Below are 19,193 nucleotides of genomic sequence, written 5' to 3' on the forward strand. Positions count from 1 at the left end.
GAGGCGTTCCTTAAACTCGCCTGTTCACTGATCTGCTGGCGACGCCTGCAAAACACGTTGCGTTAGGAACTCTTAGAGCGATGATGCTCACCGTCTAGGATGCGGCAGGTTCGGCATCGTGCCACTGCCTCGGGAGCATGAGGCAGCAATATCGGAGGCCGTGTGAAGGCGGACGCCGATCTGCGAGTAAAAGTCCTTTCCCAAAGTGCCGGAGTACTGCTGGCCACCCCGGGCGAGGCCGCTGTCGTCAACCGCCCATGCCTCGGGCCTCACCCTGCCAGACTCATCTTCAGTAGCTTCTTTTGCCGCTCTCGTTTCAGGATGTCCCACCATGCTCCGCACCGCCCTGCGCAATCTCATCGCGTACCGTTCTCGGCTACTGATGACCGGTTTTTCTGTGTTCCTTGGTGCTGTATTTGTCACCGGCACTCTGACATTCAGTGATTCGGTGGCCGCCGGAGACGAGGCATCTCAGCTGAGAACAGTGCTCTTGGTCTTCGCTGGAATCGCGGTGTTCACCAGCTCCTCCCTTATCGCCAACACCTTCACAATGCTGGTGTCCCAGCGCACCCAGGAGATCGGCTTGCTGCGCGCAGTCGGCGCCACCAGTGATCAGGTAGCGCGCGGCATCCGGTGGGAAGCTACGCTGACCGGATTGGCGGGCACCGCGGCGGGAATCCCCGTAGGCGTGGCGCTGGCCTTCGCTGTGCGGAAGACCTTCGCCCCTGACCTGGGGCCGGGGCCGCTCGTGGTCTCTGGTACCACCTTGCTCCTTGCAGCCACCGTCGGCATCGGCGTGACGGTATTGGCTGCGTGGCTACCCATCCGCCGGGCTACCCTGATCCCTCCCGTCGCCGCAATCACCCTCGCCCAGACGGCCCCCTGCGCCACCGTGCGGGTGATGCGCAGTCGGTGGGGCAGCGTGCTTGCGGTCGGCGGAATCGTCTTGGTGTTGTGGGGCAACACCAGCGAATCTCCCCTCCACCGGTTGCTGGGACTGGGTGCTGGCGTGGTGTCCGGACTGTTGGGTTTGGTGCTGCTCACCCCGGCGCTGACGCAGCCGGTCATCGCCCTCCTGAGTCGCCTACTGCGCCGGGTGTTCGGTCCCGTTGGAGCTCTGGCAGCCCTTAACGCAGCCCGCAACCCACGGCGGACCACGGCCACCACATCCGCGCTGATGATCGGCCTGGCTCTGATGAGCGCCGTCTACGGCGTGACCGCTTCCGTCCAGGATTCACTGACCGCCACCGCTGACCGGCTCACCCGAGCAGACGTCAAAGTGACCGCAGTCAGCGGTGAGCCCTTCAACGCCCAGCACGAGCACGCGATCGCCAGCATCCTGGCTCAGGTGTCCGGGGTCTCAGCGTCCAGTCCTGTCCGTACGGGCAGCGTAGGCCTCAGCGGGATCGACAACATGATGCTGAGGGCTGTCGATGCAGCCGCTGCCCCACGCTTGTACGACCTCGCTGTGGCAGACGGGGAGCTGGACTCACTGCGCGCTGGAGCCATTGCCATACCGAGTCGGGATGCGACCTTCTATGGCTACCGGGTAGGCGACCGGATCACCGTGGCCCCGGCGGGTGGCGCGGCCGCGCAGCAGCTGACCGTCGGCGCCATCCTCAGCGGCGATCTGCTCCGCGACAGCCTGGTCTCCCTGGACACCGCCACCCGGCTTGGCGTCACCGACACCGTTGAGTTCCTGGCCAAGGCCGCCCCGGGGCAAGAGTCCGGTCTCGCGGACCGCGTTGAAGCTGCCCTTGGCGAGCAGCGCGGACTGGCTGTCACGGATCGTGAGGGAATGGTCAGGGAGGCGTCGGGGGATGCGACTGGTCTGCTGTCTATCGTGACCGCGCTGCTCGGGATGTCGTTGCTGATCGCGGTGGCCGGCATCGTCAACACTCTGGTTATCTCTGTGGCTGAGCGGGCCCGCGAGATGAATCTGCTGCGCGCAATCGGCTTGGGCAAGGCGGCGGTCCGCCGCATGATCTACCTGGAGTCGATCACCATCTCGGTGTTCGGGGCCCTGCTCGGCACCGGAACCGGAGCCGTGATCGCCCTGGCTGTTGGCCCTCTGATAGCTGATTCCGTTCCCGGCTATGCACCTAGCTTTCCCTGGCAGTTCTGGGCTGTCGTGCTGGTCGGGACTGTTCTAGTGGGGTGGCTGGCTGCCCTCTGGCCGGCCCGCCATGCGACACGGCATGCGGCCATGACGGCGTTGTCGCGTTGATCTGGGCCTGTGAGCGTGGTGGGTGATCTTAGGTGACTTCCGCCCCTTCCAGCGGGTCTGCATCTAATCGCCAGATCGCGGTGACGCTGGACAGGGCCAGCCTGAACGGTTGCTGAGCAGGCGTCGCCTGTTGGGAGAATCTGGGGGGAGATGAGCGCGAGCAGCACAGCTCCTACTGAGGTCGGTCCGATCGCTCTCGACGACGGCCGAAGCTCTGTTTCTGGTTCACCTTCGGTGCTGGAGCCACGGAGGGTCCACGACATCGGCGATCATGAACAGGCGTGGCTGATGCAGCCCTCCAGGGCCTGTGGTTCCACCAGGTCGGCGGCGTCGTGATCGATGACGAGTTGGTGGTCGTGCGGGCCCGGGCAGCCGCAGAACGGGCCGCCTGTCCGATCGGTTGCGTGAGCAGCACAAGGCCGCTCATGTCCTGCTCGACCAGGGTGTTGCATTGCGAGAGATCAACCGCCAGCCAGGACTGGCCCGGAACACCGTGCGCCGCGCTGCGTGTGTGGCCAGTGCGAACGAGCTGTTGATCGGGTTGATCGGACGGTGGACCGTCGCACGTGCATCCTCATCCCCTGCAAGCCCAACCTGCACCAGCAGTGGGCCGATGGCTGCACCGTGCGCCGCCGCCTAATCCAGGAGGTACACGAGCGCGGCTGCCCCGGTGGCGAGAACATCGTGAAGCGCTACGTAGCCAAGCTGCGTGCGGGCTACCCACCCATCCTGCCCCGCACGGTTCCGTCCGTGTGGGATGTGCCCCACTGGCTCACCCGCCGTCCCGACCGCCTCACCGACGACCAGGCCCAGCAGCTCAAGGCGATCCTGGCCCGCTGCCCCTCCCTTGGCCGCGCCGCCCACCACGTCCGCGCCTTCACCGGCTTGATGAACGAGCGCCAGGGCAAGCGCCTCGACCAGTGGATCGCCCAGGTCCAGGCCGACGATCTTCCCGCTCTGCATACCTTCGTCACCGGCCCGGTCCAGGCCCTCGACGCCGTCGTCGCCGAGCTCAGCCTCCGGTCGGGGGGGGCGCCGGCCGACAGGCGGGAGGGCAGGATGTCGCCGGCATCGGCGACCGCTCCCGGTTCGTCGTGATCGCCCCCGTTGTGACCGTGCCAGCGCCCGCGCGGTGTGCTCGGCCTTCGCCGCGGGCGGCACTATCGGTGGGGTGACGACGGGCTGGATGATGAGCCGGAACTGGGCAGAGGTGCGGCCAATCGATGTGTGACGGTGGCTGCGCCCGCCACTATGACCGCTGCGGCCAACAGGGCCCCGGTGCGACCTAGGTAGGTGAGGGCGACTGTTCCGATGGCTGCACCTGCCGCAGTGGCCCCGATGACCCCCAGGCGTCGAGCCGCATGTGGAGGCGCGCCTGAGCAGGTGTCGTGCAGGAGGGAGAGTAGTGCGCCTGTGACGGCGAAGGTGGTGCGGAGTTCCGGCACGGCCAGGTGGCGAATGGCGGCGCAGTGAAGTCCCATCGCCACCGAAAGCAGGACGATGATGGCGTTGCAGTGGACTTGGGTGAGGCTGGAGATGCCTGCGGAGGCCAGGAGTAGGAAGGCTTCTGCGGTGAGGGCGCACCGTAGCCATGGGAGGGCTGGGGTCAGGGTGTAGCGGAGGGCGACACCGGTGGCGGCGATGCCAGTGGTGAATCCGGCGATGGCCAGGAGTGGGGCGGGTTCGGTGAAGTGCGGGGCCCCGCCGAGAGCGAAGCCGAACACGATGATGTTGCCGGTCATCATGCCGACGAAGACTTGGTCGAGGCTGAAGAAACTGACGGCGTCGAGCATGCCGCTGGTTACGGTGAGCGACAGCACGAGGGGCGGTAAGGGGTCGGTGGGTAGGGCGTGGCGAAGGCCAGTTATCCGCATCGGGGGTCCTGTGGGTGCCGTTTTCAATGAAGGTTGGTTTGCGTTTGCCGGCGGGCAGCGATGGGGGTTCTCAGGTAAATGGTGGGGTTCTGAGTTCTTAACTTTCGCTTGTGACTAATCTGCCGCCTGGTAATTATTCGCCGATCATTGCCGGGCGCTACGGTTTCAGCAAGCCGACAATCCGTTCCAAGACATCTAGGGCCATTCGACTGTTCTTGTCTGATATATATCCAACCTGGCGGGAAATGGACCTTCATAACGTTCAAGAGCCGTCAGGTGTTGGCGACGGCCTGCTACGGCACCTCCGTGCGGCCGGTGCGAGGACAGGCCGAGGAGTTGCCGTGCAAGGAGACCGCTGCAAGTTTCACTTCGGGCGCGAGAGTGAACAAGTTCGTCGACGAGACAATGTCTTGCCGGTCGGTCAGGCCAATCTCGACGGCCCAGGTGTGGTGGAGCAACTCGCATCGCGGCGCGGTGTACGCAGCGCGGTTAGCCGCCGAGGCGAGCCCCCTTGGTCCGGTGGTTGTCGCTGGTATCCGTGTACGTCGCGCACCGCGCGGCACGTGAGCCAGGGTTCAAGCGGTCGTCAGGTCAGCACCTGATGGCGGCGATCGCAGGGTTCGACGGCCACGAGGCCCAAGTTGTTCAGCGCCTGCGGTGTGAGTGGCTTGAGATCCCACTGCGCTGCCGTAGCGGCGGGCGGAGGCCAGCCACCGCGGTTCGCTCCGAGTGCAGGCAGTACGCCCGGAACAACTTGTAGACGAGCCGACTCGGGACACCTGGGTGCACGAGGGTCTGCTGTATCGCTGGAGGCGGCGTCCTCGCTGATCGGCAGCGCCACAGGCCGCTATGGCCTTACAGAGGCCTCATCAAACTGACCACGCGGGACACGATCATCCTCTTGGTCCTCGCAAGGGGTCACACTGCAGCTGACAATGTCGGTGCGAGCAGTACAGCCGGCCAGCAATGTGGGATGAGACGTCGCCCCAGAGCAGGGGCGCGTCACGAAGAAGAGCCGGATCGAGGGGCCCGGCGACGTCGGGTGACCGGCGCTTTGGGCGCGTCTTGTGTACTGACGGGGCCGGCCATGATGTCTTCCTGCTGTGCAATGAGGGGCTGGAGGGGAAGCGGGCCGCTGAAGCCCACGATGCGCGCGAGCTGTCGGGCAGCCAGGGTCCGGGCTTGCTCGTGTGTGAAGGCGGGGTCATGGGCCAGAAGTCGAGTGGCTAGACCGGTGAGCAGGGCCAAGGCGGCGGTAGCGGACTCTTGCGGCTCGCAGTCATGAAAGACACCGTCGTCAAGGCCGTCGCCGATGACCGCGCGGTACGGCTCGAGCAAGCGCTCGTACAAGGCGCTCAAGGTCCGGGCGAGGTCGGTGGAGCGCGCGGCATGACGTTCGAGTTCGTGCCATAGACGCCATTCCATGGCGTCTCCCGGCGTCAACGGGAGCCCGAAGTCGATTAGGTCCGCGAGGCGTTGGGCCGGGAGGGTGCGGGATTCGCTCTGGGCTTGTCGCTTCAGCCACGCCTCGGCTGCTTCCAGACAGAAAGTCAAGGATGCGGTCAGCAGCTGGGGACGGGTAGCGAAGTGGTAGTGAACCGCGGCCGTGGAGACGTCAGCGCGTTCGGCGATGTCAGCGATCCGTACCCCGTCAAAGCCATCCCGGGCGATCAGCTCCATCGCTGCCCGCAAAATTCTTTCCCGTCCGCCTCGCGTGCTCATGGACCAATTTTGACACACTGCGCAGACGGCTGATGTTTCAGGTACACCCCCATGCGGTTGTCGAACCGTCGCGGTGACGGCCGGGATGGCGTCACTACGGAAGTGACTAAGTGCATTTTGTGCCGGCTCGCGCAAACCCGGTAGCAATGCCGTGGCGAATATTGCTTCAAGGACCAAGCCGAGGGCGGCGGCAATGCCGTTGCCGTGGTTGAAGGGATGGGCAGGCACCCGGTAGGTCCGGACCCATGCGTCTTCCTCGCGCTGCGAGCTGTCGGCTCACTCCGCCTCCGGCGAAGCACCCCCGATGCCCACGGCGGCGCGACGTCGCTGGGGTGAGCTGTGCAAGCGTCCAGCTCCGCACTGCTTTCCGGCGGTGATCCGAGTATCAGCCGGCCCGAGCGGCGGCACAAGTGAAGCCGCCCGCTCGGGCCTTCGCCGTGGGCTGCCCCACCGGATCGTCGATCTCGGCATGCCGCCGCTGGAACCAAAAGCAGCCAGCAGAGCCTTCTCGGCCAAATACGGGCATTTACCGTCAAGCCTCTCGCTTCCCGCGGGAACATACGTGATCATTCGGCGCAATGAACATTACCCCGGCCCTTCGTAGAAAGATAGGGACCTCCATGCGCATACCGCGTATATTCCAGATTCTCCTCGTAGCTCTTGCCTTGACCGGCGTGCTGGTCTGGCCGCCCACCCCCGCCGCCGCCGCACCGACGGGCCTGGCAGCTACACCAGGTCTGAGCGCACGGGCGATCATGGCCGTGGCCCGCTCCCTGGTTACGCCGGACGCCGATCCGGACGGCGCCAACGACTGGCAGTGCAAACCCACCGTGCAGCGGCCGCGGCCGGTCGTCCTAGTCCACGGCACCTGGATGAACGCGCTCAATAACTGGGCCGCGCTGTCGCCTTCGTTGAAGGATGCTGGCTACTGCGTCTTCGCCGTCAATTACGGTGCCCCTTCAGGATCAATACTGAAGGCCACTGACCCGGTGCCGCAGTCCGCCCGGCAGATTGCCGCCTTCGTCGACCGTGTTCTTGCCGCCACCGGCGCCGACCAGGTCGACCTGGTCGGCTACTCACAGGGTGGCGGACTGCTACCGCGCTGGTACCTGAAGCACGAGGGCGGTGGGGAGAAGGTTGCCCGGCTCATCGGCATCGCCCCCAGCAATCACGGAACCGACCTGAGCGGGCTGGTCACGCTCGGCGAATCGCTGCGCCTCATGGGCATCACCGGTCGCTTCGTGGGGCAGTCCGCCCTCGACCAGGCTCGCGGCTCCGACGTCCACGGCCGGCTCGACAGCGGCGGGGACACCGTGCCCGGCATCGAGTACACCACCATTGTGACCACCGCCGATAGCGTACTCACCCCGTATCGCAACCAGTACCTCACTGCGGGCCCTGGCGCGAAGGTCACCAACCACACCCTCCAGTCCTACTGCCCGCGCAGCTGGACTGGTCACGTCGCCATGCCCTTCGACCGCGCCGTCACCCAGCTCGTCCACACCGCTCTCGACCCCACCGACCGGCGTGTGCCGCAGTGCGGCGTGTTCTTCTCCTTTCTGTGACTGCACACAGCCAGCAACTCCACTGCGGCATGGCCGAGCCTGGCGGCCGAGCTTTCCGCTCGGCACTATCAACTCCCCCACAGCATGAGCGAGTTCAGGGCGTGTCACGCCAGCGTTTCCTCGGGCCTGCACCCGCCCCGGCGGGGCCGGAAGCCGAGAACAGAGGTCCTCACCCTGGGTCGGGTACTGGCTACCCGACAGTCACTGCACTCCCCGGCCTGGTGTTACAGTCGAATGCATACCTGATGTTAAAGTCAGTCAAGGTGTGGGGCGATACCCCGGACAGGAGATACCGAAATGGACGTGCCCAAGCTCCCTCAGCCCACAACGGCGCGGGCCGCTGCCCCTGGGTGGTGCATGCCCGCCGAGACGGCGCCGCATGCAAGCACTTATTTGGCCTGGCCGCCGACGCAGTCGGCGTGGAGCACAGACATCCCGGGCCTGCGGCAGGACATTGCCCGACTGGCACGCGCCATCGCCGAGGCCGAGCAGGTGCGCCTGCTGGTGAGCCCCGGAGACGAACGGCATGCCAGAAAGGCATGCGGGTCCGCAGTGGAAATCGTGCCCGTTCCCGTGGACGATCTATGGGTCCGAGATACCGGTCCCGTCTTCGTCACCGGCCCCGACGGGATCGCAGGCGTCGACTTCGGGTTCAACGGTTGGGGCGACAAGCAGGCATCTCCCCGGGACGCACAGGTGGCCCAGCAGTTGCTGACCCACGAGGGAATCGCCCGTATCGAGGCAGGCATCACGGCCGAGGGCGGCTCGCTCGAAGTCGACGGTGAGGGAACGCTGATGGTCACCGAGAGCTCAGTGGTCAACCCCAACCGCAACCCCGGCCGCACACGCACAGACATCGAGCAGGCCCTCCAGCGGGTCCTGGGCGTGACGGAAGTTATCTGGCTCGAGGGAGTACGCGGCGAGGACATCACCGACTGCCACGTCGACGGCCTCGCACGCTTTGCCGCGCCCGGCCTTGTAGCACTGAGCCGCCCATCGACTGACTCAGGCCCCGATGTATGGACACGGGCGTACGAACAGGCCTGCACCGTCCTCGAGCAGTCCAGGGACGCCCGGGGCAGACGGCTGGAGGTCGTCGAGATCCCCGAGCCTGACCCGACCGCTATCGGTCATCGCGGCCCACAATTCGAAGCCTCCTATATCAACTACTACGTCACCAACAGCTCGGTGATCCTCCCGCGCTTCGGCGACCGTGCAGCCGACGACCAAGCCGCCGCAACCCTCCGCGATCTCTACCCCAGGCACGAGATCCGTCAGCTGAGCATCAACGCCATCGCCGAAGGCGGCGGCGGGATCCACTGCGTTACCCAGCAACGGCCACACACCAACGGCCCTGATGCGAACCCGACGGCTGGTAGCCGATAAGCCCGCCCCAGCGCCATCGGCGGCCTCTGCCCAGACAGGTGGAGACGGGTTCGAGGACGCGTTCACCGCTGCTGGATGAGGCGAGGTTCGACCTCCAGACCGGCAGTCTCGCCCCACGGCATCGGTCGGGCTTGACCCACATGTGATCGCCACATATCACCCGTAGTCGCACCGCCGGGCCGTCACCGAGAGCAGAGCCCGCCGCGGGCGTGTGACAGAGCCACGCCCGCGGCGCAGCCACCCCCTACCGAGCCGATGGGCACGCAGGGTAGGAATGCGCCGTGGAGTCAGCGCCTAACCTGTCGAGCCCTGGACAGGGACCACTCACCGTCTATGTTGCGGTTGGGCCAGTCTAGCCGGGTCGATGTCGAAGGGGAACGGCTGCTCGATACGGGTCACGGTACCCGGCAGAGCGGTCGCCGTTTCGACGTACCGGCCGGCGTCCAGCTCGCAGGCGATCAGGCGCGGGGCCGGGTTGAACTCCAGGCGCCAGTAGTGCGGGATCGCAGCCTCCGCGTACAGCAGCGGCTTGAGTTTGCGGTCCATGGTCTTGTTGCCGGGCGAGACGAGCTCGACGACCAGTTGGACTGCCTCGGCGTCGAGGCTGACGCCGTCCTCCCCGGTCGCGCCGGCGTCGGCGACGACGATGTCCGGCACAACCAGCCCGGACGACAGGATCACGTTGATGACCTCCAGCACTTCGACCGGAGCGCCGGCAGCCTCGGCGGCCGCGTCCAGGGCGACGTGGAGCCGGAAGCTCGCACAGTGTCTGCCTCCTCCCCGCCTCCGGCATTCCCGTGCTGCCACGGGCCCGGCTCTCAGAGGACGTCCCGTTCAGGTGCGTGTTAGTTCATGGGTTGTGCCAGGTTGTGGTCGTTTCGCCGGTTGCTCGTTTGGCGAGGTTGGAGAGCATGGCCAGGCGGATCATGCTCTCGGAGTGTTGGGGTTTGGTTTCGTAGTCTCGGGCCAGGCGGCGGTGCATCATGAGCCAGCCGAAGCTTCGCTCCACCACCCAGCGCCGCGGTAGCACTGAGAAGCCTTTGACCTGTGTGTTTCGCGGCACGACCTCGACGTCGATGCCGAGGGCGGCGCCGTGTTCGATGGCTTGGGTCTTGTATCCGGTGTCGGCCCATGCCTTGGTGATGGTGGGGTGGTTGGCGGCGACTTGGGTGAGGAGTTGTTTGCCTGCCTGGTTGTCGGAGACGCTGGCCGCGGTGACCATGACCAGCAGTAACAGGCCGAGGGTGTCTGTGACGATGCTGCGTTTGCGGCCCACGATTTTCTTGCCGGCGTCGGTGCCTTGGGTGCTGGTGGGCACACTGGGAGCGGTTTTCACGCTCTGGGCATCGATGCCGCAGGCAGTTGGCTCGGCAGTGCGTCCTTCCCGCTCTCGGACGATCCGATGTAGGTGGACGCCGAGCTTCTCGATGGTCCCGTCGGCGGTCCAGGCACTGAAGTAGGAGAAGACCGTGGTGTGCGGCGGAAGGTCATGTGGTAGGTAACGCCAGGGGATCCCAGTCCGGTTGACGTAGAGGATCGCATTGAGGACTTCCCGCAGGTCAGTGACCTTGCCGCCGAGGTTGAGCGAGGTCTTCTGTCGCTCAGTGCGCCAGGCGGTCAGGGTTGGCTCCATCAGGGCCCAGCGGGCGTCGGACAGGTCGCTCGGATAGGACTTGCGGGGTGGCTTTGTCGTCACAACATCACTGATACGGCAGGGAGTTGCGGTGAGGTATCACTCGTCGGAGTGACCTGAGGCGGGCGTTCTTCGCGAGTTCGAACCGGACAGGATCTACCGGGCGAATCATGATGAAACGCGAGCCTGACGGCCAACATCACCCCGACGCATTCGGCATGAGCAGCCTCAATCAGACGATTTCAGGCGGGCAACAAAACGGTCAAACCCGCACGTCAACAGCATGAACGTCCTCTCAGTGGACGGTTCGTGAAGTGATGTCCGTTTCCGTATGAGGGTTGCGTCAGGGGTGCTGGTCGTAGCGGTGGCTATTGCTTCCTGGCGAAGCCGACACCGGCAACTTCACCCGACAGCAGCAGCCGGCACCGCGGCCAGCACCCCTGCCCCAAGCATCACTTCGAAACGGACATCAACTCATGAACCGCCCACTTAGCGTCAACACCGCAGGTCGAGGGCGATGCCTGGACAACTCCATGATGTGGGTACCGAGTTTTGTCTGCCTCAACCACAGCAGCTCTGCATGGCTGCGCACCGCATCGACTGACGTCCCCTGCGGCACGCCCCAGTTGAACGTCTGGCGGTCGTCGACGGCCCTTGTGATGACCCATGTAAGACGGCGAACAGGCAACGGCCCCCAACGCCACTCCCCCCTTGCCCCAACCCGCTGACCTGGACTAACGTCCGCCCAACCGATACCGCTTTCCTCAGAACCTCGCAGGTGCCAGATTGGCCGTCCCGTCCGGGGACATGGTCGACACCCAGGCGATCGGCCTGGGCACGACCGTGGCGGTCAACAGCTTGTAGAACTCGTTCGGAGCCATCTCTGCAGGATCGAAGTCAACGCGCATGGTGATCAGTATCCCTCCGCACGGCCTCGGATTCCACGGAGGATCCGCGGCAACGCAGCCGTGGGGTTCGGTCGAAAGCGCCCGGCGCCGGGAGCCATCGAGCACCAGGAACCGACACCGCGCCGGTCGCCACCCTCACCACCGCCTGGGCGGACTGCGAAGTCCCCGCGCACGCCCGCGGCGGAACAGGTCACTCTGAACCTCTACGACCACTTGGCCTCGTACTACCGAAGCGGCCCGCCGCCTACCTCCGCATCTCCTCCGACCGCTTCGGCCTGGAGGCCGGCGTGGACCGCCAGTTCGAGGATGCCGAAGACAGCCGAACCCGCCTCGGCTGGGGCCCGTTCGCCAAGATCTGCCGGGAGAACGACACCTCCGCGTTCAAGAAGCGCAAGATCACCAAGCCCGACGGCACCATCGACTGGGTCGTCCTGCGGGCCGAGTCTCCGTCAGCTCCTCGCCGGCCTCGCCCTGGGCGTGATCGACGGCGTCATCCTCTACGACCTCGACCGCCTCGTGCGTCAGCCACGAAAGGCCGGCATCAAACTGGGAGAGTCGGGTGCGACGCCAGTCGTCAGGTACTTCCTCTCCGGAATCCTGCGCTGCAACAGTTGCCACCGTGGTCTCGTCGGACACCGCCACAAGCAACGCAGGACCGGAATAATCATCCGCAACTACGAATGCCCGCCATCCGACCGGGGCGGATGCGGAGGAACCCCCATCTCGGCCCCAACTGCAGACCTGGCAGTCGAGGAAGTCCCTTTACCGGGCCCTCCGCCACGGCCGCCTCTGCCCAGGGCTCGATCCTGCTCGGCCAGCCGCTGCAAGACCCGCTCGGCGATCACCAGATCCTCCCGCTCCGCCTGGACTTCCTGAAGCTGTTTGCCCAGTTCATCGGCCAGCATGTCCGGCTCGCTCCGGCGAGCCGTGATCCGCTCCAGCTCCGACATCCCCGCGCCCTCCCCTCGATCTGGTCACGTATCCACACGGCGACGGATCGTAGGGGGAATCCTCTGGGCAGGCGCAGCGGAACCCGAGACCCGCCCCAGCAGACCGGTCAGACGATCTTCACCATGGACACCGGCCGCCGACCAGCACGAGCACACCGAAACTCGTGCACACCGGCGCACTTGGCCTGCGGTCCTTCACGATGCACCCGGCTCAGTGAGGGCGTCGGACGGCGCATGACGCGGTCGGAGCACATCCGTCCCAGCCCGACAAGGCTGCCGCGGTCGTCCGCTCGATGCCGTCTCGGCTACCGCGGCGCTTGCGGCGATCGGGGCTGGGTTGCCGCCCGGGCCAAGGCCCGGGCCAGGGTCGCTCCTGCTCCGAGGGCTGCGGCATGGAGGAAGGCAGCCGTGGTGAGGTCTTCCGGCAGGGACGCGTCGGGAGGGTGGGCGAGCAGGAGATAGAGCGTGAAGGCAAGTTTCCAACCGCTCCAGGAGAACAGTGCGCCTGACCCGATCCAGGCGGCCGAGGCCGGCACCCAACGGGGCAGCCTGGTGGGCCCCTTCCGTTGCAGGACGTAGGTGGATGCCCCCGCAATGAGAGCCCAGAGGCCAGAAACTCCGTTCAGGAGGCGCCAGTTGATGTCCCGTGTGGTGGGATGGGCCACGGCGACGGTGCATCCCGCTGCCCAGGCGATCCAGACCAGGCCCACCACCCCGGCGGCGAGGGCCACGCACCGGAGTACGAAGGACCCTCCGGAGGTGCTGCTTTCGAGGCGACCGGCGAAGGTGTGGGGCCAGCGGCGGCGGAGGTAGGCGGGGAGGGCGAGGACGAGACCGAGTCCCATGCCCACGAAGCCGAGCTGAACCAGGGCGGCCTCCCAACCGGGCATCGTCGGAGCGTCGTTGCCGCTCGACGCCACTTCGTCGGTCGGGCCGAGCAGCGAACTGAGCCCGGCGTACGGCAGGAGGGGGACGAGGAACCCGACCGCCACCCAGGCACAGAAGGCCAGCGGTGGCCCCGGGACGCGCATCCCCCACGGGCGCACCAGGGCGAGCGCCACCGCGATCCCGGCGCCGGCCATGCCGATCGTGACCGTGTTGAGCAGCACCCAACCCGTCGTGGTGAAGCCCGCGCCGACGGGTAAGGCTCCCAGGAGCGAGCCGACTACCCACGACACCTTGATGCAGACGTACGGGGTCAGTGCGAGTGCGGCCGCGTAGGCGGCGGCCCGCCCCGCCCGATCCCACAGTCTTCCCGTTCCCCCCGGTGCCGGCGCGCGCTCCGGACGCCGCCGTCGTAGTGGGCGCCGTGCTCCGTCGCGGTTCACCGGTGGGCCCCTGAGGGGACACCGACGGTCGTCGCAGAGTGTGCGGCCAGCAGGGGAGGCGCCGCCGCAGGCAGGGAGATGACGGGGCGGCCGGGCTCGTGGTGGGTGAGGACGAAGGAGCGCGGCCCCAGCCCGTCGCACCGGAGCGGGGCGGAGCTCGCCGGCGTTGTGCATCTAGCCGCCGTGGGAGCGCAGATTCGCGTGCTCATGCCGTTCGCTGCTTTCTTCGGGTCCGGCCAGGACTGGTGGGGCCAGTCCACAGCCGGAGCTCTCTTTGCGTGCAAGACGTCGTACTCCGGCGTGGTGCCGATCCTCTGGCAGAACGCCGTCGCCGTACCGGGAGCCCGCTGTGGCCGGGTCGGCGGTCAGCCCCGCATCAACCTCCGGCCACTCGGCCCTGAGCACCGAGAGCATGACCGAGTACCGCATCCGTCCCGTCTCGCGTGGCGCCCACGAGGGGTGCACGGCTGGGTCCGCGGAGCCCAGAACGCGGTGTAGCCCATGGCCGTCCGCAGGTCCAGCGGGGGAGCCATGGGGCCTTCCTCACTGTCTGCGGTATCGGCACCCGTTCCGCGAGGGCGCGGGTGCCGATGCCGGAATCGGAGCGGTGTTTGATGGCAGGCGGCCCGTGCCGACGGTTTCGGAGTTCACGTCGTTGGTTGCGCGCGGGTGAGGTGGAGGCCGATGCCGTAGCCCTTGATGACGGTCAGGGTGTAGGCGTTGACGGGGACGTGGTCGGCGTCGTAGGCGATGCCGGTGATGGCCAGTGCGGGATCGCCGGGGGACGCTCCGCAGCGTTCGGCGTCCTCGGTGTCCAGCAGGGTGGGTTCGACGCGTTGCAGGCTTTCGGCGACCTGTCGTCGCGCCAGCGTCAGCGCGTCGACGAGGGTGGGACTGGCCGCGAGCACGTCGGCGGTGATGCGGTCGGCGACGGCCTGGGGGACGATGTCCGTCGCGATGCCGTAGGGGACGTCGTTGCGGAGTCTGGTGGCGCGGTAGCGCACGACGGGCGCCCCTACCGGGAGCTTCAAGCGCGCGGCCAGGGCGTGGTCGGCACGGAGGGTGTCCTGGAGGCGGGTGCGTTCGCGGACGTGGTGGGCTTCGTTGTCCAAGTCATCGAGGAAGCCGGTGTAGACCGGCCCCGACTGCGGGGACAGCGGATCGATGGGCAACGGGTCGGCGACGTAGCTGCCCGAGCCGCGGCGGCTGACGACGTACCCCGCGTCGCGCAGTTCGCCCAGTGCCTGGCGAACGGTGCCGCGGCTGGCCGCCATGGCGCCGGCGAGTTCGTCCTCGCTGGGCAGCCGCTTGCCGGGACGGTAGTGCCCGGCCAGGATGCGGGCCTTGAGCGACATCGCGATGCGCACGTACAACGGGCGTTCTGGCCCCGGGGGGCGTGCCACGGTGGTTCTCCTTCTCCCTGGTGCTGACCGCGGTCGCGGCGAAGTCGCTCATGGGCGGGTCTGCTGGAGTTCGCGGGCCACGGCGGTCTTGATCCCGTCCGGCGCGTAGCAGGCGCGCAGTGCGGTGGCCTGGGCGTCCAGCAGCGCCTGGCGGGAGAATCCATGCACGTCGTGCGCCGTCCGCAGCTCGTCGTTGAGCGTGGTCTGGAAGTAGGCGGGGTCGTCGGTGTTGAGCGTCACCGCCAGCCCCGCGCGAGCCAGTTCGCCCAGTACATGGCTTTCCGCGTCCTTCACCAGGCACAGTGCCACATTGGAGGACGGTGCCACCTCCAGCGGGATTCGCTCTTCGGCGAGGTGGGCGACCAGGGCCGGGTCGTCCAGGCAGCGGATGCCGTGCCCGATGCGATCGGCCTTGAGCACCCGCAAGGCTCCCCAGATGCTGGAAGGGCCGGCGGTCTCTCCGGCGTGCGGGAGCGAAGCCAGTCCGCTGGCCTTGGCCTTGGCGAACGAGGAGGCGAACAGCTCGGGCGGGAAGCCGTGTTCCACACCGCCCAGCCCCAGTCCGACGACCGCTGCGGGAGCGTCCGGGCCCAACAGGAAGTCGACGGTGTGGTGGGAGTCGGGGTCTTCCATGTTGCGGACGATGTCGCAGATCCAGCCGATCTCCACGCCATGGTCCGCACGGGCGCGTCGCCGCCCCTCGTCGAGCCCCGCGGCGTACTCCGCCAGTGCGATGCCGCGCTGGTGGTGGCCCATCGGGGAGGTGGTGACCTCCGCGTAGCGCACGTTCTGCGCCGCCAGTTCGGCGGCGAGCGCGACCGTGGCGTCCGCGAAGTCCTCCGCACTGCGCAACACCTTCAGCCCCGTCATGAAGAGCCGGCCGAAGTCCTCGAAGCTGCCGAACTGGTACAGCTCGCTGAGCTCTTCCGCACTGCCCGCCCGCAAGGCAACCCCGTTGCGCTCCGCCAACCCGAACAGCGTCGCGGGCCGCAGCGAACCCTCAAGATGCACGTGCAGCTCCACCTTCGGCAGCCGCTGGATCCACTCGTCGATTTCCATGATCCCCCAATCTGTGTGGTTCACAGTACAGATAATCTGTGCCGTGAACCATACAGATTGCCGAACGGCAGCCTGCACCACGACGAACTACGGAGCGCCAGTCATGTCGAGCACGCCCTCATCGCGCAAGACAGCGCGTCCGCTCCCGGGCCGCGCACCGCGTCGCCGTCCGAACAAGTGGCCCGGACTCCTCGCGGCAGCGTGGGGGGTCGTGTTCGCGGTGCCCAGTTTCGTCTGGGCGACCGGCAGCACCTTCGGTGCGCAATCGACGGTGTCGCCGTCGCTGGTGACCCTCGCTCAGGACAGGGTGCCGTGGTTCGTCGCCGTGCTGTGGGCGACTGGCTTCCTCAAGCTCTTCGGGGCGCTCGTCGGGATCAGCCTGACACGCCTGCGGGGCGGACGGGCCGGCCGTCTGACGGTGTTGTGCGGTGGTGCCGCTGCGACGCTGCTCCTCTGGCACGGCGGCCTCTTCGTCGTTCACGGCCTGTTGGTCGAGGCCGGTACGGTCTCCGTCGCGCGCGACCTGGCCGCGCTGACCGGGTGGTACCTGTACCTGTGGGGACCGTGGTTCATCGCCGGCGGCCTGGCGTTCGCCACGGCCACCGCGCTGTACGTCCGACGGCACGACGACCGACGCGGCGTGCGGCTCTACGGTGCCGCAGGCGCTTTCGGGGCCCTGCTCCTGTCGTTGCTGTCGACAGTCACCGGGATCGGTTAGGAATCGCGGAGCGGTCCCCGACCTCCTGCGGTCGTCAAGACGGCCAGGACGAGGTGAGTTGGCGCGGATCGCGGAAGGCCGCTGGTGCCTTCCGGGACTGGTGCCGATGACGGCGGGCGGTCCCGTCAGGCCCCCGAACGACGGTCTTCACTCAGAACTGGAGGGGGCCGCCAGTGGGCGAGACACAGCACGGTGTCAACGGGGGCGTCGCGATGCCTGTCCCGCCTCCGCTCGCAGTTTCGCTGCTCGCTCTCGTGGGTCGTACTGCGGTCCAACGCCCTCGATCAGCAGCACGTCCCCCTCGATGTGGTCGGTCCTGAGCCGCAGGATCTCCTGGTAGGCGGGCGACGCGTACCAGGCACGGGCCTCGCTCAAGTCGGGGAACTCGATCAGCACCATGCTGCCGGGCCAGGTGCCCTCCACCACTTCGGCCGGTGGGCCGTGGATGACGAAGCGTCCGTGAAAGGGGTCGAGGGTGGCTTGGATGCGCTCCAAGTATTCCAAAACGTCGGGGTGTTGACGACGGCTGCGCAGGTGCGCGAAGCCATAAGCAGACACGTGGGGTTCCCTTTCCGACTCGTCTGCGTCTCCGTGCGGGACGACGCACTGAACGTAGTCACGAGCGTCAGCGCACGGCGATTACCTCTGAGGTAATCACGGTCATGAAGGCGTCGAGACGGTCGACGCCTACGCTGTTTCGTTCGGTTCATCGTGCGGACCAGAGGAAGGCGCCGGCGAGGTGTGGTTCGGTCAGGTAGAAGGTTGTAGCCGGCGTAGTCGAAGGGGCCGGGCCGGTCGGCCGCGGTCCGGTCGTCTCCTCTCAGTTGCCGCGCGAGGCGCTACGCGGTCCGGAATGCACTGTGCTGCGCACGACCGTCTCCTTGAACGCCGCCGCAGGGCGGCCGGTCAGGACGAGCCTGCGCGGACGGTCGTCGGCGTGGGTGAACTGGACGACGCCGTCGTGCCGGCCGAGGCTGATGTTGGTGAAGACGTAGCCGATCCGAACTGGCCCGGGCTCCCGGCCCGTCAAGCGGGCCGCGACGACATCGGCAACGCCCCGGCCCATGGGCAGCGCTGACTGGCAGGACATGCGGCTCGTTGTCCCGTTCACCGACATCCCGGCGGCGGCGTCACCGATGGCGTACACCTCAGGATGCGAGATCGAGCGCAGGGTGGCGTCGACGAGCATCCGGCCACGGTCATCCGTGGCAATCCCTGCCGCGCGGGCCAGGTCCGGCGCACGGAACCCGGTGGCCCACACGACAGCGTCAGCGGCGAGCGGCCCGCCGGCGTCGGTGTCCAGGCCGCCCTCCCGCACCGCCGTGACGACGGTCTTGGGGTGGATCGAGACGCCCAGTCGGTCGAGAGTGCGCCGCAGATGGGCGCGGCCTCGCGGGGCCAGCCCGGAACCGATGTCATCGGCACCGGTGAACAGCCCGACCCGCAGTCCGGGATGACTCTCGGCCAGTTCCGCGGCGGTCTCCAGTCCGGTCAGTCCTGCGCCGACGACCGCGACCGTGCCGCCGGACGCGATCTCGGAGACTCTGTGCCGCAACCGTGTTGCCTGCTCAGGGGCGGCGACGGTGTGGGCGTGCTCGGCCGCTCCCGGAACATCGTCGAGCCGTGCCTGGCTGCCCACGGCGTACACCAGGGTGTCGTAAACAAGCGCTCGGGGCTCGTCGCCCATCCACACGGTCCGGGCGGCAGGGTCGATGGCGGTCACACGACCAATGGCCAACTGGACTGCCGCGCGGCCGAGTTGCTGGCGCAACGGCCGCGGCGTCAACCGCTGTCCGGCGGCGAGTTGATGGAGCCGGACGCGTTCGACGAAGCGGTCCGAGGCGTTGACCAGCGTGACGGTGGCGTCGTCACGGTGCAGCCTGCGGGCGAGGCGCTTTGCGGCCAGCAGACCGGCGTAACCGGCGCCCAGGACGACGATGCGGTGACTCATGAGGGGGACTCCTTCGGTGCTACGGGTGGTTGCGGCGCCTTCTCAGCATCCGGTGCCGAGCAGCGAAGTCAGGCCGCGGTTCTGGCCACGGCGACTGCCCAGGCGATGTACAGGACGTTCACGACCAGCCGAGCAAGCGCGCCGGCCGGTCGTTCGAGCAGCCGGGGCCGGTCCGACCGCGCACCTCGCACCGCGTCCACGTGGGACATCTGGTAGGTGGTGATCAGGACGGCGGCGGTCCAGCCCCCGACCGGCCGGCTGGGCGGGAGAAGCACCAGCCCTCCCACGACAACCTCCACCGCTCCGGTGAAGGCCACGAGGAGCCGCCCGCGGTGGACCCATGGGGGAACCAGCGTGCGGAAGTAGCCGGGGGTCACGAAGTGCATGACCCCCGTGACAGCAAGGAAGACCGCCAAGGCGACGGCAGCGATAGCCTGCACGGCATGATGATCCGGTCGCCCCGTGCCTG

Annotated in this window: 16 protein-coding genes and 1 pseudogene; 6 read left to right on the plus strand and 11 right to left on the minus strand. The window is 67.3% G+C overall.

All coding sequences use genetic code 11. The features are described from left to right. Positions 1-331 precede the first annotated feature (331 nt). Positions 332-2,227: an FtsX-like permease family protein gene (locus ACJ6WD_RS39465; RefSeq protein ID WP_376555059.1), complete on the plus strand. Its 1,896-nt coding sequence runs from the start codon at positions 332-334 to the stop codon at positions 2,225-2,227. 552 nt (positions 2,228-2,779) lie between these two features. Beyond that, positions 2,780-3,325: a hypothetical protein gene (locus ACJ6WD_RS39470; protein WP_407617643.1), complete on the plus strand. Its 546-nt coding sequence runs from the start codon at positions 2,780-2,782 to the stop codon at positions 3,323-3,325. A 62-nt stretch (positions 3,326-3,387) separates the two neighbouring features. Here ACJ6WD_RS39470 and ACJ6WD_RS39475 read toward each other — a convergent pair whose 3' ends face one another. Both ACJ6WD_RS39475 and ACJ6WD_RS39480 read right to left on the minus strand, forming a co-directional pair. Beyond that, positions 3,388-4,047 carry a YoaK family protein gene (locus ACJ6WD_RS39475; protein WP_376555065.1) on the minus strand — a complete coding sequence of 220 codons (660 nt, stop codon included), beginning with the start codon at positions 4,045-4,047 and terminating at the stop codon, positions 3,388-3,390. A 1,056-nt stretch (positions 4,048-5,103) separates the two neighbouring features. Beyond that, positions 5,104-5,823 carry a TetR/AcrR family transcriptional regulator gene (locus ACJ6WD_RS39480; RefSeq protein ID WP_376555068.1) on the minus strand — a complete coding sequence of 240 codons (720 nt, stop codon included), beginning with the start codon at positions 5,821-5,823 and terminating at the stop codon, positions 5,104-5,106. 620 nt (positions 5,824-6,443) lie between these two features. On the opposite strand from ACJ6WD_RS39480, the gene ACJ6WD_RS39485 reads away from it, so the two are divergent. Then, positions 6,444-7,388: an esterase/lipase family protein gene (locus tag ACJ6WD_RS39485; protein ID WP_376555071.1), complete on the plus strand. Its 945-nt coding sequence runs from the start codon at positions 6,444-6,446 to the stop codon at positions 7,386-7,388. Between the two features lie 357 nt (positions 7,389-7,745). After that, positions 7,746-8,774: an agmatine deiminase family protein gene (locus ACJ6WD_RS39490; protein WP_376555075.1), complete on the plus strand. Its 1,029-nt coding sequence runs from the start codon at positions 7,746-7,748 to the stop codon at positions 8,772-8,774. Between the two features lie 324 nt (positions 8,775-9,098). Here ACJ6WD_RS39490 and ACJ6WD_RS39495 read toward each other — a convergent pair whose 3' ends face one another. From ACJ6WD_RS39495 to ACJ6WD_RS39505, 3 genes and pseudogenes are all read right to left on the minus strand, one after another. Beyond that, complete coding sequence (locus ACJ6WD_RS39495) at positions 9,099-9,581, minus strand: Uma2 family endonuclease (protein WP_376555080.1); 483 nt, start codon at positions 9,579-9,581, stop codon at positions 9,099-9,101. A 43-nt stretch (positions 9,582-9,624) separates the two neighbouring features. Next, positions 9,625-10,470: an IS5 family transposase gene (locus tag ACJ6WD_RS39500; RefSeq protein WP_376555083.1), complete on the minus strand. Its 846-nt coding sequence runs from the start codon at positions 10,468-10,470 to the stop codon at positions 9,625-9,627. A 704-nt stretch (positions 10,471-11,174) separates the two neighbouring features. After that, positions 11,175-11,315: pseudogene (locus ACJ6WD_RS39505) on the minus strand (flavin reductase family protein); the annotation flags it as partial. 306 nt (positions 11,316-11,621) lie between these two features. Here ACJ6WD_RS39505 and ACJ6WD_RS39510 point away from each other — a divergent pair. Next, the gene (locus tag ACJ6WD_RS39510) at positions 11,622-12,191 is read left to right on the plus strand and encodes a recombinase zinc beta ribbon domain-containing protein (RefSeq protein ID WP_407617644.1); all 570 of its coding nucleotides are present in this window, start codon (positions 11,622-11,624) and stop codon (positions 12,189-12,191) included. Positions 12,192-12,570: 379 nt separating this feature from the next. Here the strand turns inward: ACJ6WD_RS39510 and ACJ6WD_RS39515 are convergent, their stop codons facing one another. The 3 genes from ACJ6WD_RS39515 to add all read right to left on the minus strand — a co-directional run bounded on the left by ACJ6WD_RS39515 (position 12,571) and on the right by add (position 16,055). Beyond that, positions 12,571-13,374 (minus strand): hypothetical protein, encoded by an 804-nt coding sequence (locus ACJ6WD_RS39515; protein ID WP_407617645.1) that lies wholly within the window; start codon positions 13,372-13,374, stop codon positions 12,571-12,573. A gap of 866 nt (positions 13,375-14,240) precedes the next feature. Continuing rightward, positions 14,241-14,996 carry a GntR family transcriptional regulator gene (locus tag ACJ6WD_RS39520; RefSeq protein ID WP_407617646.1) on the minus strand — a complete coding sequence of 252 codons (756 nt, stop codon included), beginning with the start codon at positions 14,994-14,996 and terminating at the stop codon, positions 14,241-14,243. 48 nt (positions 14,997-15,044) lie between these two features. Beyond that, entirely contained in the window at positions 15,045-16,055 is a 1,011-nt protein-coding gene (gene add / locus ACJ6WD_RS39525) for an adenosine deaminase (RefSeq protein ID WP_407617647.1), read from the minus strand. A 103-nt stretch (positions 16,056-16,158) separates the two neighbouring features. On the opposite strand from add, the gene ACJ6WD_RS39530 reads away from it, so the two are divergent. After that, a complete protein-coding gene (locus ACJ6WD_RS39530) occupies positions 16,159-16,773 on the plus strand; it encodes a DUF3995 domain-containing protein (protein WP_267952101.1) in 615 nt (204 codons plus the stop codon). A 195-nt stretch (positions 16,774-16,968) separates the two neighbouring features. Here the strand turns inward: ACJ6WD_RS39530 and ACJ6WD_RS39535 are convergent, their stop codons facing one another. The 3 genes from ACJ6WD_RS39535 to ACJ6WD_RS39545 all read right to left on the minus strand — a co-directional run bounded on the left by ACJ6WD_RS39535 (position 16,969) and on the right by ACJ6WD_RS39545 (position 19,164). Next, entirely contained in the window at positions 16,969-17,331 is a 363-nt protein-coding gene (locus ACJ6WD_RS39535; protein ID WP_233656178.1) for a DUF1330 domain-containing protein, read from the minus strand. A 262-nt stretch (positions 17,332-17,593) separates the two neighbouring features. Beyond that, positions 17,594-18,724: an NAD(P)/FAD-dependent oxidoreductase gene (locus ACJ6WD_RS39540; protein WP_407617648.1), complete on the minus strand. Its 1,131-nt coding sequence runs from the start codon at positions 18,722-18,724 to the stop codon at positions 17,594-17,596. A 68-nt stretch (positions 18,725-18,792) separates the two neighbouring features. After that, positions 18,793-19,164, minus strand: a complete 372-nt coding sequence (locus tag ACJ6WD_RS39545; RefSeq protein ID WP_407617649.1) for a hypothetical protein — start codon at positions 19,162-19,164, stop codon at positions 18,793-18,795. Positions 19,165-19,193 lie beyond the last annotated feature (29 nt).

Origin of the sequence: Streptomyces sp. VTCC 41912 (assembly GCF_045799175.1) — a bacterium.
In the GTDB taxonomy this organism is placed as follows: domain Bacteria; phylum Actinomycetota; class Actinomycetes; order Streptomycetales; family Streptomycetaceae; genus Streptomyces; species Streptomyces albulus_C.

Coding starts and splice junctions, on each gene's coding strand:
- ACJ6WD_RS39540 (WP_407617648.1), bottom strand. CDS start 18,724: ATGAGTCACCGCATCGTCGTCCTGGGCGCCGGTTACGCCGGTCTGCTG.
- ACJ6WD_RS39465 (WP_376555059.1), top strand. CDS start 332: ATGCTCCGCACCGCCCTGCGCAATCTCATCGCGTACCGTTCTCGGCTA.
- ACJ6WD_RS39490 (WP_376555075.1), top strand. CDS start 7,746: ATGCCCGCCGAGACGGCGCCGCATGCAAGCACTTATTTGGCCTGGCCG.
- ACJ6WD_RS39510 (WP_407617644.1), top strand. CDS start 11,622: ATGCCGAAGACAGCCGAACCCGCCTCGGCTGGGGCCCGTTCGCCAAGA.
- ACJ6WD_RS39480 (WP_376555068.1), bottom strand. CDS start 5,823: ATGAGCACGCGAGGCGGACGGGAAAGAATTTTGCGGGCAGCGATGGAG.
- ACJ6WD_RS39530 (WP_267952101.1), top strand. CDS start 16,159: ATGTCGAGCACGCCCTCATCGCGCAAGACAGCGCGTCCGCTCCCGGGC.
- add (WP_407617647.1), bottom strand. CDS start 16,055: ATGGAAATCGACGAGTGGATCCAGCGGCTGCCGAAGGTGGAGCTGCAC.
- ACJ6WD_RS39485 (WP_376555071.1), top strand. CDS start 6,444: ATGCGCATACCGCGTATATTCCAGATTCTCCTCGTAGCTCTTGCCTTG.